The following is a 17,102-nucleotide window of genomic DNA, read 5'->3' as shown; positions in this document are numbered from 1 at the left end:
TTCTCGCACACGGGGCCGGAGCGCACCGCCGGGCCACGGGCTCGCGCTCGCTGCTCGGCCGGTCAGTCCCCGTCGTCCACACTGGCGCGCATGGCCGCGAGGACCTCGTCCTCGCGGTGCAGCGACGCGGCCGGATCCCCGGCCGTGAAGATCCGGACCTGGACCAGAGCCTGGTGCAGCAGCATCCCGAGCCCGGAGACGACGGGAGAGCCTCCGGCCCGCCAGCGGACGGCGAGGGGGCTCGGCCACGGCGAGTAGGCGACGTCGAAGAGCGTCGAGGCGGCGACGACGGCGTCGGGCACCGTGAGCGCTCCGGACGCGCCGCCGGGGAGCGTCGAGACGACGAGCGGATGCGGCTCCCCCGACTCCCAGTCGTCGAACGAGCGGATGTCGAGCTCCGCGCCCAGGGCCGCCGCCACCCGGCGCAGAGGCTCGGCGCGCTGCGGTGACCGTGCGGTGACGGTGATGCGGTTCGCCCCCCGCTCGGCCGCGGCGGCGATCGCCGAGGCGGCCGTCGCTCCCGCGCCGAGGATCTCGACGCGATCGGAGGCGGGGACCCCCGCCTCGCCCAGCGCCCGGACGATCCCGGCGACGTCGGTGTTGAAGCCCCTCCGCCGGACGACGCCGGCCCCGCGCTCGAGCAGCACGGTGTTCACCGCACCGGTCGCACGGGCGACCCGGTCCTCCTCGTCCAGCAGCGGCCGCACCGCGTGCTTCAGCGGCATCGTCAGCGAGAGCCCGTGCCACCGGGCGACCGGATCGGCGAGCACGGCCGCGAGCGTCGCCTCCGTCGTCTCGAGGGCCGTGTAGCTCCAGTCGAGCCCCAGCACGCGGTACGCGGCCGCGTGCAGGGCCGGTGACTTCGAGTGCGCGATCGGCGATCCGAGGACCGCCAGGCGCGCACCCGCCGTCACTGGTACTCCGGGTTCGCCCGCATCCACGCCTGCCACTGGTCGACCGCGGCGTTGTGCTCGGCGTCGGTGGTCGAGTAGACCGTCTCCCCCGTCTCGAGGTTCACCGTGACGAAGTACATCCAGGTGCCCTCGGCGGGACGCAGGACGGCCTCGATCGCGACGTCGCCGGGGTTCGAGATCGGAGCGGGCGGCAGGCCGTCGCGCTGGTAGGTGTTGTAGACGTTGTTCACGTCGGCGCGCTCGGCGTCGGTCGTCGACACGCGGTCCGTCGCTCCGGTGCCGTAGGCCACGGTCGCGTCGGACTGCAGCCGCCAGCCCTGGTCGAGGCGGTTCTGGAAGACGCGCGCGACCTTCGGGAAGTCCTCGGCGATCCGAGCCTCGCGCTGCACGAGCGACGCGAACACGACGACCCGGTAGCGGTCCTCCGGCGCGACCTGCGCCTCGTCCAGCGCCTGGAACATCCGCGTCACGAGCGTCTGCAGGATGTCGTGGGCGGGGGTGCTCGGATCGATGTCGTACGTCGCCGGGAAGAGGAAGCCCTCGAGGCTGGTCGCCTCGGCGGGCAGCCCGTAGGAGCCGAAGTCCGCAGCCGCCGCCTGGAGCTCCTCCAGAGGGACCCCCGTGCCGTCCGCGATCAGTGGGAGGGCGCCCGCGAGAGCCGTCCCCTCCGGGATGACGAAAGTGTTCGCCAGGCGCGTCGACTCGGAGTCGAGCAGGGCGGCCAGGGCCGACTTCGCGCTCATCTCGGCCTTGAGCGAGTAGGCGCCGGGCTGGAACACGGGCTCCGGGCTCGTGGAGACCAGGAGCTCGTAGAAGGGCGCGTACGACTTGATGACCCCGTCCGCGACGAGGTTGCTCGCGATGTCGCTGCCGCCGTCGCCCTGGTGGATCGTGAACACGACCTCGCTCGTGCCGGTTCCCGCGTAGTCGGCCACCTCGGGCTCGGCGAAGAGCGCCCGGACCGGCTCGACGAACATCGTCACGGCGACGGCGACGAGCGCCACGAAGACGCCGAACGCGAGGAGTCCGCCGATCAGCCCGCGACGGCTGCGGCGCGTGCGGGTCGCTCCGCCGGAGCGCTCCCGGCGGCGTCGGGTCGACGCACGCGCGTCGGGGTGGGCTGGCTCCACCGCGTCGCCGCGGTCGCGGGCGACGGGCACGTCGGGGCCGGAGAAGAGGCGGTCGAGCTGATCCGCGCCGGACGACGTCGTCTCGGTCTCAGTCGAACCGGGGAGCGGTCCGCGGTTCGGAGGGAGCTGACTCGGCTGATCGGCGCCGCGGGCGTCGCGGCGGCTCGGGGGGACGTCGGTCACGGGTGGGTCGTCCTTCGTTCGGTTCGAGCGGGGAGCCGGCGGGGAGACCGCTGGAGCGCTCGGAATCGATGGCGTGCTGCAGGATCACCACGGCGGCGACCTGGTCGATCACGGCGCGGGAGCCGCGGGTGTCGCGTCCGGAGCGGTGGAGGGCGCTCTGCGCCGTCACCGTCGACAGACGCTCGTCGACGAGCCGGACGGGTGCGCTCGGCACCGCCGCGGCCAGACGCACGGCGAACGCGCGCGCGTCGTCGGTGGAGGCCGTCTCGGCCCCCGAGAGCGACAGGGGCAGTCCGACGGTGATGCCGACCGCTCCGTGCTCCTCGGCGATCGCCGCGAGGCGCGCGATGTCCGCGTCCCCCTCGGCGTCCTTCTCGCGGGCGACGGTCTCGACCGGCACCGCGAGCAGCCCGTCGGCGTCGCAGCGGGCGACACCGATGCGGGCGCGGCCCACGTCGATGCCGAGCCGGACGCCGAACCGGTCCATGCTCAGCGGGTCGCTTCCGCGACCACGGCCTCGAGGGCCGCGCCGATCGCCGAGACGTCCGAGCCTCCGCCCTGGGCCAGGTCCGGCTTGCCGCCGCCGCCGCCGCCGAGCACGCCCGCAGCCAGCTTGGCGAGCACGCCCGCCTTGGCACCGGAGTCGCGCGCGGCCTGGTTGGTCGCGACGATCACGGCGGGCTTGCCGGAGACGTCGGCCGCGAGGGCCACGACGGCCGGCTCGGAGCCGAGGCGCTCGCGCACCGAGGTCACCAGCGAGCGGAGCTCGTCGCTCGAGCCCGCCGTGCCGACGTTCTCGGCGACGACGGTGACGCCGTTCATCCGGCGCTGGTTCGCGACGATCGCGGGGACGCGGTCGGCGAGGGCCTTCGCCTCGAAGGCGGCGATCCTCTTCTCGGCGGCCTTGAGGCTCGCGACGAGGTCGGCGATCCGCTCGGGCAGCTGCTCGCGCGGCGTCTTCAGCGACGACGAGATCGTGCTGACGAGCGCGCGCTCGGCGGCCAGGTCCTGGAACGCCTCCCGGCCCACGAGCGACTCGACCCGGCGGTTCGTGGATCCGACGGACGACTCGCTGACGAGGCTGATCAGCCCGATCTCGGAGGAGCTCCCCACGTGGGTGCCCGCGCAGAGCTCGCGCGACCAGGGCCCGCCGATGTCGACGACGCGCACGACGTCGCCGTACTTCTCGCCGAAGAGGGCCATCGCTCCGAGCGCCTTGGCCTCGTCCAGGGGCAGCTCGCGGGTGACGACCTCGAGGTTGTCGCGGATGGCGGTGTTCGCGATGTCCTCGATCTCGCTGCGGGTGTCGAGCGACAGCGCCTGGTTCCAGGAGAAGTCGAGACGGAGGTAGCCGGCCTTGTTGTAGGAGCCGGACTGGTGCGCCTGCGGGCCGAGGACCTGGCGGAGGGCCGCGTGGATCAGGTGCGTGCCCGAGTGCGCCTGCGTCGCTCCGCGCCTCCAGTCGCGGTCGACGACCGATGTGGCGGCGTCGCCGACGCCGACCTCGCCGCTCGCGACCTGGACGGTGTGGCTGATGAGCCCCTTGACGGGCTTCTGCACGTCGAGGACCTCGAGGTCGAAGCCGTTGCCGACGATGCGGCCGGCGTCGGCCTCCTGCCCGCCGGACTCGGCGTAGAGCGAGGTCGCCTCGAGGATCACCTCGGCGATGTCGCCCGCCGACGCCGTGGTCACGGACTGCCCGCCGACGACGAGGCCGACGATGCGGGACTCGGTGTCGAGGACGTCGTAGCCGGTGAAGAGCGTCTCGCCGTGCGCGCGGAACGCGGCGTAGACCGAGAGGTCGGCGAGGGCCGACTTCTTCGACTTCGCATCGGCCTTGGCCCGGGCGCGCTGCGCGGACATCAGCGAGTCGAACGCCTCGCGGTCGACGCTCAGCCCCGACTCCTCGGCGATCTCGAGGGTGAGGTCGATCGGGAAGCCGAAGGTGTCGTGCAGGAGGAACGCCGTGTCGCCCGGGAGCGTCTCCGCCTCGGCCTTCTTGGTCTTGAGCACCGCGAGATCCAGGATCTCGGTACCCGCGGCGAGGGTGCGCAGGAACGCCTCCTCCTCGCCGAACGCGCTCGTCGACAGGCGCTCGTACTCCGTCTGCACCTCGGGATAGGCGGCGGCCATCGCGTCGCGCGAGGCCGCGAACAGCTCGGGGAAGACGGCGGTGTCCACGCCGAGCAGGCGCATCGCGCGCACCGTGCGGCGCATCAGGCGTCGCAGGATGTAGCCGCGCCCCTCGTTCGACGGAGTGACCCCGTCGGACAGCAGCATCAGCGAGGAGCGCACGTGGTCGGCGATGACGCGCATGCGCACGTCGTCGTCGTGGTCGGCGCCGTAGCGGCGGCCCGAGATCTCGGCCGCGCGGTCGAGGACCGGGCGGACCTGGTCGATCTCGTACATGTTCTCGACGCCCTGCTTGAGGAACGCGACGCGCTCGAGCCCCATGCCGGTGTCGATGTTCTTGCGCGGCAGCTCGCCCAGGATGTCGAAGTCGACCTTGCTCGTGCCCTCGCCGCGCAGGTACTGCATGAAGACGAGGTTCCAGATCTCGACGTAGCGGTCGTCGTCGGTGGCGGGGCCGCCGTCGATGCCGTACGCGGGTCCGCGGTCGAAGAAGATCTCGGAGCAGGGGCCGGCCGGACCGGGCTGGCCGGTGGACCAGTAGTTGGTGTCCTTGTCCAGGCGCTGGATCCGCTCGTCGGGCAGACCCGCGATCGTCTTCCACAGCGCGATGGCCTCGTCGTCGTCCTTGTAGACGGTGACCCACAGGTCCTTCTCGTCGAAGCCCAGGCCGCCGTCGCCCTCGGCGCCGGTCAGGAGCTCCCAGGCGTAGCCGATCGCCCCCTCCTTGAAGTAGTCGCCGAAGGAGAAGTTGCCGTTCATCTGGAAGAACGTGCCGTGACGCGGGGTCTTGCCGACCTCTTCGATGTCGTTGGTGCGGATGCACTTCTGCACGCTGGTCGCGCGCGGGTACGGCGCGGGGACCACTCCGGTCAGGTACGGCACGAAGGGCACCATGCCGGCGACGGTGAAGAGGAGGCTCGGGTCCTCGCTGACGAGCGAGGCGGACGGCACCACGGTGTGACCGCGGCTTCCGAAGAAGTCGAGCCAGCGGGTGCGGATTTCGGCGGTCTGCATGGGTTCCGTTACGTGTTCGGTCGGTGTCGACGCGGGAGTGGCCGGACGGCCGGGAGTGCGGGCGGGATCAGCCCTCGCCGATGGCGGCCTTCAGCTCGGCCTCCCGCTGGTGGTAGCCCTCGGAGACGGCGTCTCCGAGCTCCTTCGCCTTCCGGTTGATGTCCTCGAAGAGGCGGGCGCCGGCGGTGGTGCGGGCGATCTGGTGCGCCAGCGCGAAGCCGAGGCCGATCCCGACGACGACCAGGACGAGGTTCTTCACGGTGGTTCCTTCCGCGGCGGTGGGTGGCGGGCGGCGCGGCGGTGCGCGGCGACCGGATCGATTCTAGGGCGCGAGCCTGCGGCTATCGGGAGGAGGACCTGCGGGTGGGCTTCGAGCGCTTCGCCGCGGTCCGCCCGGCGGCCTCGCCGACCTTGTCGGCCGTCCGTCCGGCCACCAGCACCGCGCGGACGCCCGCCGTGAAGCCGGCGAGCTTGATCAGCGGCCCGCCGATGGTCGCCGCGGTGAGGGCGACGAGGGCGTTCACGTTGCCGGTCACCTCCGCCACGTCCTTGGTGATCGTGTCGACGCGGGCGAGCTGCTGGTTGGCCTCGCGGAGCGTGGAGGCCGACTCGTCGAGGATCGGGGTGAGACCGTCGCTGGCCTGCTTGATCGCCTCGCTGGTGCTGTCGAACACGCGTCCCAGCTTCCACAGCGGGATCGCGGCGATCGCGACCAGGATCGCGAACACTCCTGCGGCGATGAGCCCTGCGATGTCTCCACCGGACACGGTGACCTCCGTTCGGCGCCGCCCGATTGCGGCACTCCAGCCTAGCGACGAGGCGCGGCCGGGTCGGCAGGAGCACCGGCCGGGCGTGCGCTCCGGCCGATGCACCCCCGGGACGGCAGAAGGCCCCGGCGGTGAGCCGGGGCCTTCTGGGACGTCGGTCGAGCGACCGGGTCAGGAGTGGATCAGCGGGCGGCGTAGTACTCGACGACCAGCTGGACCTCGCAGGTCACGGGGACCTCGGCGCGCTTCGGACGACGCAGCAGCGTCGCCTGGAGCTTGTCGATCTCGACCTCGAGGTAGCCCGGGGTCTTGGGGAGCACGTCGACGTGTCCACCGGCGGCGGCGACCTGGAAGGGCTCGGTGCCCTCGGAGCGCTGCTTGACGTGGATGACCTGGCCCGGCTTCACACGGAAGGAGGGACGGTCGACGGTCTTGCCGTCGACGAGGATGTGACGGTGGGTCACGAACTGGCGGGCCTGCGCCGTGGTGCGGGCGAATCCGGAGCGCAGGACGAGGGCGTCGAGGCGCATCTCGAGGAGCTCGACCAGGTTCTCACCGGTCAGGCCCTGGGTGCGGCGGGCCTCGCCGAAGGCGATGCGGAGCTGCTTCTCGCGGATGCCGTACTGGGCGCGCAGACGCTGCTTCTCACGCAGGCGGACCGCGTAGTCGGAGTCGGCCTTGCGCTTCGAGCGGCCGTGCTCACCGGGAGCGTAGGGACGCTTCTCGAGGTAGCGGGCGGCCTTCGGGGTCAGCGGAATGCCGAGGGCGCGCGAGAGGCGCGTCTTCGAGCGTGAACGGGAGGTGGTCGACACTGTGGTCCTTCCAAGGTCTGAGAGGTTCGGTCGCAGCTCTCGCCGACGCGCTCCGGGTGGAGCGCGGGCGCCGTGGTCGTGTCCGCTCGCGGGTGCGTGCGGAAGGGTGACCGCGGTGACGAGCTGCGCGATTCAGAGGGATGCGCTGCTCCGCTCGGCTACAGAGCGGTGGGCAACCGGAGAAGACTATCACGGAGGAGCCGCGTTCCTCAGCCCTGCGCGGTCTCCGCCCGGATCGGCTTCGGCGCCGATCGGCCTTCACTCGGTTGCTCAGGAGCCCCGGATGATCCTCATCAGCTTCGACAGCCGAGCCGAGACGTCCCGCTCGTTGCCGTGCTCGGTCGGCTCGTAGTACCGCGCGCCGTCGAGCGAGTCCGGCAGGTACTGCTGCTGCAGGACGCCCAGGTCGGCGTCGTGCGGGTAGCGGTAGCCCTTCCCGTGGCCGAGCCGCTTGGCGCCCGGGTAGTGCGCGTCGCGCAGGTGCGGCGGCACCCGGCCCGCCTTGCCCGCGCGCACGTCGGCGATGGCCGCGTCGAGCGCGGTGTAGGACGCGTTCGACTTGGGAGCGGTCGCGAGGTGCACGACGGCCTGGGCGAGCGGGATCCGCCCCTCCGGCATGCCGATGAGCTGGACGGCGTCGGCGGCCGCCACGGCGATGACCAGCGCCTGCGGGTCGGCCATGCCGATGTCCTCGGAGGCCGAGACGATGATCCGCCGGGCGATGAACCGCGGATCCTCCCCCGCCTCGATCATCCGAGCGAGGTAGTGCAGTGCCGCATCGACGTCGGAGCCGCGGATCGACTTGATGAACGCGCTGATGACGTCGTAGTGCTCGTCGCCGTTGCGGTCGTAGCGCAGCAGCGCCCGGTCGACCGCGCGGGCGACGACCTCGGTCGTGATGAGCGGGAGCTCGGGCTCCGGGGCCGGGGCGTCGTCCTCGACGGGGACGTCCTCGTCCTCGTCGTCCTCCTCGTCGGAGTCGGACGCGCGCGCGGCCCTGTCCGCCTCCCTCGCGTCGGAGCGCGCGGACGTCGCCGCCGCCTCGAGCGCCGTCAGCGCGCGGCGCGCGTCGCCCGAGGCCAGCCGGACGATGCTCGCCCGGGCCTCGGGATCGAGGGCGACCGTGCCACGCAGCCCGCGCTCGTCGACGAGGGCGCGATCGACCAGGATCCCGAGGTCGTCGTCGCTCAGCGGCTCGAGGGTGAGCAGGAGCGAGCGCGACAGCAGAGGCGCGATCACCGAGAACGACGGGTTCTCGGTCGTCGCGGCGATCAGGATGACCCAGCCGTTCTCGACCCCCGGCAGCAGCGCGTCCTGCTGCGCCTTGGTGAAGCGGTGGATCTCGTCGAGGAACAGGACCGTCGAGGTGCCGTACAGATCGCGCGTGGAGAGCGCCTCCTCCATCACCTGCCGCACGTCCTTCACTCCGGCCGTGACCGCCGACAGCTCGACGAACCGCCGCCCGCTCGAGTGCGCCACGGCCTGCGCGAGCGTCGTCTTGCCGGTGCCCGGCGGCCCCCACAGGATGACCGACACGGCGCCGCGCTCCCCCGTGGTGTCGGCGGCGAGGGCGACGAGGGGCGAGCCCCGCGTCAGCAGGTGGCGCTGCCCGGCGACCTCGTCGAGGCTGCGCGGGCGCATCCGCACGGCGAGCGGAGTCGCCCCCGAGCGGAGTCCTGCCTGCTGCATGGTCATGCGCACCAGCGTAACCAGGGGCTCCGACACGGGCACCGGCGCGGGCGGAGCGCCGTGTGGAGTCGCCGCGCCGATTCTCGTAGGCTCCTCTCGGTCTGCGCCTGCGCGCGGAGCGCCGCGCCGCCGGGGCGCGACCGGAGACGTCGGAGGAACACGTGGCCCAGGGAAAGTCGAACGATCGCGAGGCGCGCACCCGGCTCCGGGCCTACCAGGCCCGCCAGGCCCTCCACCGCACGCGGGCGGAGCGCCGCCGACGCGACAACGTGATCGCCGCCGTGGCCGGAGTCGTCGTGATCGCCCTCGCCGTCCTCGCCCAGGTCCTCTACTTCTCCGGCGGACCGGGCACCCCCGTCGCCGAGCCGTCCTCGAGCGCGAGTGCGACCCCGACCCCCGCCGCCACCGGCGAGAACACCGGCGATGTGCCCTCGGCCGACATCGCCGAGGGCCGCGACTGGACCGGTGAGATGACGATCAACACGGACGTACTGGGGATCACGCTCGCCGGCGCTGCGGCCCCGCAGGCCGTCTCCTCCTTCCTCTCCCTCGCGCAGTCGGGCTTCTACGACGGCGTCTCCTGCCACCGCCTGACCACCGAGGGCCTCTTCGTCCTCCAGTGCGGCGACCCCGACGGGGACGGCACCGGCGGACCGGGCTACAGCTACGGCCCCGTCGAGAACGCCCCGGAGGACGGGCTCTACCCCGCGGGGACCATCGCGATGGCGCGGCAGTCGGGCAACGGCTACAGCCAGGGGAGCCAGTTCTTCGTCGTCTACGAGGACACGACCCTCCCCGCCGACGCGGCCGGCGGCTACACCGTGATCGGGCAGGTGACCTCCGGGCTCGACGCCCTCGTGGCCGACGTCGTCGCGAAGGGCACAGCCGACGGATCCACCGACGGCGCTCCCGCCGAGCCGGTCGCGATCACCTCCGTCACGCTCCAGTAGACGCGCTGAGGCCGGCCGCCGCCCACGCGGGCAGGAGCCGGGGGCGCCCCCGTGCAATAGGCTGATCGTCACTGCCCGTTCGCGGCCGAGCGCGGTACCCGGCCTACCGGCCGTCGAGCCCGATCGGCCACCCGACGCGACGGACATCGAACAGCACGACATCGAACAGCAAGGTGAGGCTCCGAGCGATGAGTGACCAGCAGCCGTGGGGACGAGTCGACGACGACGGGACGGTCTACGTCCGAGTCGGAGACGGGGAGCGCGAGGTCGGCCAGTACCCCGACGCCACCCCCGAGGAGGCGCTCGCCTACTACGAGCGCAAGTACACCGAGCTGGCCGGGCAGGTCTCCCTGCTCGAGCAGCGGGCGAAGCGCGGAGCACCCGCCGCGGACGTCGCCCGGACCGTGCAGTCGCTGACCGCGGCGATCGCCGAGGCGCACGCCGTCGGCGATCTCGAGGCCCTGCGGGCCCGCGTCAGCGCACTGAGCGGATCGGTCGAGGACCTCACCGAGCAGCAGGCCGCCGAGTCGAAGGCCGTGCTGGCCGAGGCGCTCGCGTACCGCGAGGCGATCGTGGCCGAGGCCGAGGCCCTCGCGGCCGTCGACCCCGCCAAGACGCAGTGGAAGCAGGCGAGCGCCGCGATCGACGAGCTGTTCGCCCGCTGGCAGAGCCACCAGCAGCAGGGTCCCCGGCTGCCCAAGAACGAGGCCAACGAGCTCTGGCGCCGCTTCCGCGGTGCCCGCACCACGATCGAGCAGAACCGCAAGGCGTTCTTCGCCGACCTCGACTCCGCGCACCGCGAGGCGAAGGCGGCGAAGCAGTCGCTGATCGACCAGGCCGAGGCGCTCGTGCCGCGCGGCGCCGACGCGATCCCGGAGTACCGCACCCTCCTCGAGAGCTGGCGGGTCGCCGGACGCGCCGGCAAGCGGTTCGACGACGCGCTCTGGGCCCGCTTCAAGGCGGCCGGCGATGCGATCTACGGCGCGAAGGCCGAGATCGTCGCGCAGGAGAGCGTCGAGTACACCGAGAACCTCGACCGCAAGCTCGCCCTCCTCGAGGAGGCCGAGCCGCTCCTGCAGGAGCAGGACCGCGAGAAGGCCAAGCGCGCGCTCCTCTCCATCCAGGAGCGATGGGACGAGGTCGGCCGCGTTCCCCGCGAGCAGGTCCGCACGATCGAGGACCGGCTCCGCAAGGTCGAGGCGCACGTGCGCAAGCTCGACGAGGAGCACTGGAACCGCAGCAACCCCGAGCGGAAGGCGCGCTCCGAGGGTCTCGCCTCGCAGCTCACCTCGGCGATCCAGAAGCTGCAGGACGAGCTCGACGAGGCGAAGGCCCGCGGCGACCGCGCGGCCATCGCCCAGGCGCAGGAGGCGCTCGACGCCCGCAAGGTGTGGCTGGACGCCCTGGGCTGATCGGAGGGTCCTCCCTCCCCTGCGCCGATCCCTCCACAGATCGCCGTGAACGCCTCCGGAGGGGAGGCGCGTCGTCCACTCTCGAGGGATGACGCGCCTCCCCTCCGTTCTGCTCCCCGGCCATCTCCCGCTCGCGGAGCTGTGCGCCGCCCGCCTCGACGGCGAGCTCCGCGCTCTCGACGAGGGATTCGTGCTGTGCGATCTGCCGACCGGAGCAGCGGAGCGGGGGGCCGCGCTCCTCGCGGTCCTGCCGCGCGGCACGGTCGCCGACCGCTCGAGCGCCGCCTGGGTGCACGGAGCGACGACCGAGCCGCCCGCGCTGCACAGCGCCTCGATCGACCGCGAGCATCGCCTCCGGCCACAGCCCCGTGCCCGCGTGCGCTTCCACGAGGTCCGGCTGCCCGCCGCGGACGTCGTCTCGATCGGCGGCTGCCCGGTCACGACTCCGGTGCGCACCCTGATCGACCTGACCCGCGTCCCGGACGCCTGCGACGACTCCCTGCTCCGGTCGCTCGCGCTGACGACCGGCACCGCTCTGGAGGACGTCCTCGCCGCACTCGAGTCGGCGGGAAGCGCCGTGGCAGGACGCCGCATCGCCGAACGCCGACTGACGGCCGCGCTGGGCGCGCGGCCGCCGTGAGGGCCTCTCAGCCCGCGTTGACCCGGTACACGTCGTAGACGGCGTCGATGCGCCGGACGGCGTTCAGCACGCGGTCGAGGTGAGTGGTGTCGCCCATCTCGAAGACGAAGCGGCTGATCGCGAGCCGGTCACTGGAGGTCGACACCGTCGCCGAGAGGATGTTGACGTGGTGCTCCGAGAGCACGCGCGTCACGTCGCTCAGCAGACCGGAGCGGTCCAGCGCCTCGACCTGGATCTGCACCAGGAAGATGCTCTTGGAGGACGGCGCCCACTCCACGTCCACGATCCGCTCGGGCTCCTTCAGGAGCTCCTGCACGTTGTGGCAGTTGGCCTGGTGGACCGAGACCCCGGCTCCGCGTGTGACGAAGCCGACGATCTGGTCGCCCGGGACCGGGGTGCAGCACTTCGCGAGCTTGACCAGGATGTCCGGCGCGCCCTTGACCAGGACGCCCGACTCGCTGCTGCGGCTCCGCGGTCGCGGGGAGCGCGGGAGCGTGACCTCGTTCTCGTCCGACTCCGGATCGCCCTGGATCGACGCGACGACCTTCTCGAGCACCGACTGCGTCGACACGTGCCCCTCGCCGACGGCCGCGTAGAGCGCCTCCACGTCGTTGTAGCGCAGCTGGCTCGCCACCTCGGTGAAGGTGTCCTGGCTCATCAGCTTCTGCAGCGGCAGGTTCTGCTTGCGCATCGCGCGGGCGATGGAGTCCTTGCCCTGCTCGATCGCCTCGTCGCGGCGCTCCTTCGTGAACCACTGGCGGATCTTGTTGCGGGCCCGCGGGCTCTGCACGAAGTTCAGCCAGTCCTGGCTCGGGCCGCTGTCGGGGTTCTTCGAGGTGAACACCTCGACGACGTCGCCGGTGGTCAGCGAGGACTCGAGCGGCACCAGACGGCCGTTGACCTTGGCGCCCATCGTGCGGTGGCCGACCTCGGTGTGCACGGCGTAGGCGAAGTCGACCGGGGTCGCTCCGGTGGGCAGGCCGATGACCCGGCCCTTCGGAGTGAAGACGTAGACCTCCTTCGCGCCGATCTCGAAGCGGAGGGAGTCGAGGAACTCGTTCGGGTCGGTCGTCTCGGACTGCCAGTCCGAGAGGTGCGCCAGCCAGGCGAGGTCGGTGTCGTTCGAGCCGGACGTGGGCACCTTGCCCGTCGCCATCTGCTCCTTGTACTTCCAGTGCGCCGCGATGCCGAACTCGGCGTGCTGATGCATCTCGTTGGTGCGGATCTGGATCTCGACGGCCCGGCCCTTGGGGCCGACGACCGTCGTGTGCAGCGACTGGTAGAGGTTGAACTTCGGGGTCGCGATGTAGTCCTTGAACCGGCCCGGCATCGGCGTCCAGCGCGCGTGGATCGACCCCAGCACGGCGTAGCAGTCACGGACCGAGTTCACGAGCACGCGGATGCCGACCAGGTCGTAGATCTCGTCGAACTCGCGGCCTCGGACGACCATCTTCTGATAGATCGAGTAGTACTGCTTCGGACGCCCGACGACGCGCCCGCGGATCTTGCCGGCCCGCAGATCCTCGCCGATCAGGTCGATGACGCTCTGCACGAACTCCTCGCGCTGAGGCGTCCGGCGCTTCACGAGGCTCTCGATCTCGTTGTAGATCTTGGGATAGAGCACCGCGAACGACAGGTCCTCGAGCTCCCACTTGATCGCCTGGATGCCGAGGCGGTGCGCGAGGGGCGCGTAGATCTCGAGCGTCTCGGTCGCCTTGCGGGCGGCGGACTCGGCGGGCACGAAGCCCCAGGTCCGTGCGTTGTGCAGGCGGTCGGCGAGCTTGATGATCAGGACGCGGATGTCCTTCGACATCGCCACGATCATCTTGCGGACCGTCTCGGCCTGGGCGCTGTCGCCGTACTTGACCTTGTCGAGCTTGGTGACGCCGTCGACCAGCATCGCGACCTCGTCGCCGAAGTCGGCGCGGAGCTCGTCGAGCTTGTAGTCGGTGTCCTCGACCGTGTCGTGCAGGAGGGCCGCGGCGATGGTCTTCGAGCCGATGCCGAGATCGGCCAGGATCTGCGCGACCGCGAGCGGGTGCGTGATGTAGGGCTCGCCGCTCCGGCGCTTCTGCCCCGAGTGGGCGCGCTCGGCGACCGAGTACGCGCGCTCGATGAGGGCGATGTCGCTCTTGGGGTGGTGCATCCGCACCGTGCGCACGAGGGTGTCGACCGCACCCGAGGGCTGCGCGCGCGAGAAGATCCGGGGGACCAGTCTGCGCAGGGCAGCGGTCGACGACGTGGTCGTGGTTTCCGTCACGCGGGCATCTCCATCGCCCCATTATCGCGCCTGCGGAACGTGCCGCCGACCGATCCGCCCGGGGCGAAACCCGGAGCCGTCAGTCGATGCGTCCGGGGCGCCCCTCGTCGTCGACGACGTCTCCCCCGGCGGCCGCCCACGCGGTCATCCCGGCGTCGACGTTGGCCGCCTCGTAGCCCGCGCCCTCGAGGGCCTGGACGACCATCGCGGAGCGGACCCCGGAGTGGCAGACGACCAGGATCGGCGCCTCCGCGGGCAGCTCGTCCTGGCGTGCGCCGATCTGGTTCATCGGGATGTGGTGCGCGGCGGCGGCGTGGCCGAGCGCCCACTCGTGCGGCTCCCGGACGTCCAGGAGCCACACCTCGTCGCGCGCGACGAGTCCGACGGCGTCGGCCGCGGAGACCTGCGAGAACTCGGCCATCGCTGCTCCTACGCGCTCTGCTCGACGGCGGGCGTGCCCGCCTTCAGGCGCGCCGCCTCGACGCGCTTGTCATTGCGGGCGACGTCGACCTCCCGGCCGCGCAGCTGCGCGTAGAGGGGCGCCGCGACGAAGATCGTCGAGTACGTGCCGACGATGATGCCGATCAGCAGGGCGAGTGAGATGTCGCGGAGCGTTCCGGCTCCGAGCACGAACGCGCCGATCACGAGGATCGCGCCGACGGGCAGCGCCGCCACGATCGACGTGTTGATCGAGCGGACCAGGGTCTGGTTCTCGGCGAGGTTCACCGTCTCGGCGAACGTCTTCGTCGTGCTGCCCAGCGCCTCGGCCGTGTTCTCGCGGATCTTGTCGAACACCACCACGGTGTCGTAGAGCGAGTAGCCGAGGATCGTCAGGAGGCCGATGACCGCGGCGGGCGACACCTCCGTGCCGGTGATGCCGTAGACGCCGGCGACGATCACGAGGTCGTGCACGAGGGCGACGATCGCGGCGAGCGACATCTTCCAGGTGCGGAAGTAGGCCCACATGGCCAGCGAGGCGAGCACCACGAAGATGATCAGACCGCGCAGGGCCTGCTGCGTGATGTCGTTGCCCCACGATGCTCCGATGAAGGAGGACGTGACCTGGTCGTTCGGGACGTCGTACGCCTCGGCGAGGGAGTTGCGGACCGCGGTCGACTCGTCCGTCGAGAGCTGATCGGTCTGCACGCGGATCGAGTCGTCGCCGACCACCGAGACGCGCGGAACGGTCTCGGGCGAGACCGCGGTGACCGCGTCGGTCGCCGTCGCCTGGTCGAGGCTCGACGGCGAGGAGACCGTGAACTCGGAGCCGCCGGTGAACTCGATGCTGAAGTTGAAGCCGCCGCGGGCGACCGTGCCGAGCACCGTGATCAGGATCAGGACGAGCGAGATCAGGTACCAGGTGCGGCGCCGTCCGACGAAGTCGATCGAGCGCTTGCCGGTGTAGAGGTCGTTGCCGAACTGCGAGAAGCTGGCCATCACGCGTCCTTGGTCGAGTCGGAGGAGCCGGGGGTGCGCGCCGCCTCGGCGGCCTTGCGCTCGGCGATGGTCTGGCGCTTCGCGGCCTCACGGGCGGCGGACGAGCCCTTGCCGGCGACGACGGCGTCCTGCGGACGGAACGCCGCACGGCCCCGGTAGACGGCGCCCAGGGCCCGGGGGTCGAGCCCGGAGAGCTTGTGCCCGTCCGAGAAGAACCGTGTCGTGGCGAGCAGCTGCAGCATCGGGTGCGTGAAGAGGATCACGACCACGAGGTCGATCAGCGTCGTGATGCCGAGGGTGAAGGCGAAGCCGCGGACGCTGCCGACGGCGAGGATGAACAGCACCACCGCCGCGAGCAGGTTCACCATGTCGGAGGCGAAGATGGTGCGCAGCGCACGCCGCCAGCCGGCCTCGACCGCCGACTCCAGGCCGCGACCGTCGCGGAGCTCGTCGCGGATGCGCTCGAAGTAGACGATGAAGGAGTCGGCCGTGATGCCGATCGCGACGATCAGACCCGCGACTCCCGCGAGCGAGAGGCGCAGTCCCTCCCGCCACGAGAGGAGCGTCACGACGAGGTAGGTGACGACCGCGGCGACGATCAGCGACGCGATCGTGACCGCTCCGAGCACCCGGTACTGGGCGAGCGAGTAGACGACGACGAGGATCAGGCCGATCAGGCCCGCGAGCAGACCGCTCGCGAGCTGAGCCGTGCCGAGCGTGGCCGAGATGCTGTCCGAGCTCTGCACCTGGAAGCCGATCGGCAGGGCGCCGTACTTGAGCTGGTCCGCGAGCGTCTTCGACGACTCCTGGGTGAAGGAGCCCGTGATCTGCGCGTTGCCGTCGGTGATCGCGGCGTTGGTGGACGGCGCCGAGATGACGCGTCCGTCGAGCACGATCGCGAACTGGTTCTGCGCGCCCTGCAGGGCGACGAGGCGGGTCGTGACATCCGAGAAGGCGGTGGTCCCGGCGTCGTCGAACGAGAGGTTCACGGCCCAGGTGCCGGTGCTGGCTCCCGACTGCGTCGTGACGAGGCCGTTCGAGGCGTCGGCGATGTCCTCGCCGGTCACCTCGACCGGGCCGAGGATGTACTTGACCGTCCCAGTGTCGTCGCAGGTGATCAGCGGCTGGTCCGCGGGGGCGAGGTTCGGATCCTGGCTGTTGAGGAACGCACAGTCGAACGCGGTGTACTGCGCCTCGAGCGCAGGAGTGATGTACGCGAGGTCGCTGGCGTCGGTCGGCTCCGCGGTGGGCTCGGTCGAGAGCGCGGGATCGACCGGCGTGGGCGTCGGCGAGGACGTGGCGTCGCCTCCGACCGCGCTGTTCGTGGCCTGGCTGCCGACGAGGACGGGGCGGAAGTCGAGCTTCGCCGACGCCTCGATGCGCTGCAGCGTCTCGTCGTCGGGAGTTCCCGGGATGGAGACGACGATGTTGCTCGAGCCCTGGGTCGTGATCTCGGCCTCGGAGACGCCGGACGCGTCGATGCGCTGGCGGATGATCGAGACGGCCTGGGTCAGCTGCTCCGACGAGACCGTGTCACCGTCGTTCAGCTGCGGCTGGAGCACGATCTGCGTGCCGCCCTCGAGGTCGAGGGCGAGCTTCGGAGTCCAGGACCCGCCGCCCCAGAGGACGGCGGCGGTGTTCAGACCGACGAGAGCGAGGATCAGGACACCGAGCCAGCTCAGAGAGCGCCGGGCCTTCCGGACGGGGGTTGATGCGGCCACCCAGGGCTCAGCTTTCTCTTCGGTCGGCGATGACGTGCCG

The 17,102-nt window shown here is 71.6% G+C and carries 15 protein-coding genes; 3 read left to right on the top strand and 12 right to left on the bottom strand.

From position 1 onward, the window contains the following. Positions 1-62: 62 nt before the first annotated feature. The 8 genes from ASF48_RS11915 to ASF48_RS11880 all read right to left on the bottom strand — a co-directional run bounded on the left by ASF48_RS11915 (position 63) and on the right by ASF48_RS11880 (position 8,648). Entirely contained in the window at positions 63-914 is an 852-nt protein-coding gene (locus ASF48_RS11915; protein WP_235577245.1) for a shikimate dehydrogenase, read from the bottom strand. Further along, a complete protein-coding gene (gene mltG, locus ASF48_RS11910) occupies positions 911-2,227 on the bottom strand; it encodes an endolytic transglycosylase MltG (protein ID WP_235577244.1) in 1,317 nt (438 codons plus the stop codon). The genes ASF48_RS11915 and mltG overlap by 4 nt, the downstream gene beginning before the upstream one ends. Beyond that, positions 2,133-2,714 carry a Holliday junction resolvase RuvX gene (gene ruvX / locus ASF48_RS11905; protein ID WP_442965576.1) on the bottom strand — a complete coding sequence of 194 codons (582 nt, stop codon included), beginning with the start codon at positions 2,712-2,714 and terminating at the stop codon, positions 2,133-2,135. The genes mltG and ruvX overlap by 95 nt, the downstream gene beginning before the upstream one ends. Before the next feature lie 2 nt (positions 2,715-2,716). Continuing rightward, on the bottom strand, positions 2,717-5,374 hold the full coding sequence (gene alaS, locus ASF48_RS11900; protein WP_055791779.1) for an alanine--tRNA ligase: 2,658 nt from the start codon (positions 5,372-5,374) through the stop codon (positions 2,717-2,719). Positions 5,375-5,441: 67 nt separating this feature from the next. Further along, positions 5,442-5,633, bottom strand: a complete 192-nt coding sequence (locus ASF48_RS11895; protein WP_055791777.1) for a hypothetical protein — start codon at positions 5,631-5,633, stop codon at positions 5,442-5,444. A gap of 82 nt (positions 5,634-5,715) precedes the next feature. Beyond that, positions 5,716-6,141, bottom strand: a complete 426-nt coding sequence (locus ASF48_RS11890; protein WP_055791774.1) for a DUF948 domain-containing protein — start codon at positions 6,139-6,141, stop codon at positions 5,716-5,718. A gap of 182 nt (positions 6,142-6,323) precedes the next feature. After that, complete coding sequence (gene rpsD, locus ASF48_RS11885; protein WP_055791772.1) at positions 6,324-6,953, bottom strand: 30S ribosomal protein S4; 630 nt, start codon at positions 6,951-6,953, stop codon at positions 6,324-6,326. A gap of 270 nt (positions 6,954-7,223) precedes the next feature. Next, complete coding sequence (locus tag ASF48_RS11880) at positions 7,224-8,648, bottom strand: replication-associated recombination protein A (protein WP_082481403.1); 1,425 nt, start codon at positions 8,646-8,648, stop codon at positions 7,224-7,226. A 155-nt stretch (positions 8,649-8,803) separates the two neighbouring features. Between ASF48_RS11880 and ASF48_RS11875 the strand changes: the two genes are divergently transcribed. From ASF48_RS11875 to ASF48_RS11865, 3 genes are all read left to right on the top strand, one after another. Further along, positions 8,804-9,592, top strand: a complete 789-nt coding sequence (locus ASF48_RS11875; protein WP_055791769.1) for a peptidylprolyl isomerase — start codon at positions 8,804-8,806, stop codon at positions 9,590-9,592. Positions 9,593-9,780: 188 nt separating this feature from the next. Next, on the top strand, positions 9,781-11,004 hold the full coding sequence (locus tag ASF48_RS11870) for a DUF349 domain-containing protein (RefSeq protein WP_055791767.1): 1,224 nt from the start codon (positions 9,781-9,783) through the stop codon (positions 11,002-11,004). Between the two features lie 88 nt (positions 11,005-11,092). Beyond that, positions 11,093-11,644 (top strand): type IV toxin-antitoxin system AbiEi family antitoxin, encoded by a 552-nt coding sequence (locus ASF48_RS11865; RefSeq protein ID WP_055791764.1) that lies wholly within the window; start codon positions 11,093-11,095, stop codon positions 11,642-11,644. A gap of 7 nt (positions 11,645-11,651) precedes the next feature. Here ASF48_RS11865 and ASF48_RS11860 read toward each other — a convergent pair whose 3' ends face one another. The 4 genes from ASF48_RS11860 to secD all read right to left on the bottom strand — a co-directional run bounded on the left by ASF48_RS11860 (position 11,652) and on the right by secD (position 17,062). Beyond that, on the bottom strand, positions 11,652-13,904 hold the full coding sequence (locus tag ASF48_RS11860; RefSeq protein WP_055791761.1) for a RelA/SpoT family protein: 2,253 nt from the start codon (positions 13,902-13,904) through the stop codon (positions 11,652-11,654). 79 nt (positions 13,905-13,983) lie between these two features. After that, positions 13,984-14,325: a rhodanese-like domain-containing protein gene (locus ASF48_RS11855; RefSeq protein WP_055791758.1), complete on the bottom strand. Its 342-nt coding sequence runs from the start codon at positions 14,323-14,325 to the stop codon at positions 13,984-13,986. A gap of 8 nt (positions 14,326-14,333) precedes the next feature. Then, positions 14,334-15,341, bottom strand: a complete 1,008-nt coding sequence (gene secF, locus ASF48_RS11850; protein ID WP_055791755.1) for a protein translocase subunit SecF — start codon at positions 15,339-15,341, stop codon at positions 14,334-14,336. Next, complete coding sequence (gene secD / locus ASF48_RS11845; protein ID WP_055791753.1) at positions 15,341-17,062, bottom strand: protein translocase subunit SecD; 1,722 nt, start codon at positions 17,060-17,062, stop codon at positions 15,341-15,343. The genes secF and secD overlap by 1 nt, the downstream gene beginning before the upstream one ends. Positions 17,063-17,102 lie beyond the last annotated feature (40 nt).

It is taken from the genome of Rathayibacter sp. Leaf299 (assembly GCF_001423055.1).
GTDB lineage: Bacteria > Actinomycetota > Actinomycetes > Actinomycetales > Microbacteriaceae > Rathayibacter > Rathayibacter caricis.
The sequence above is the reverse complement of the archived record's forward strand: the minus strand, read 5'-3'. Positions and strand labels throughout refer to the sequence as shown.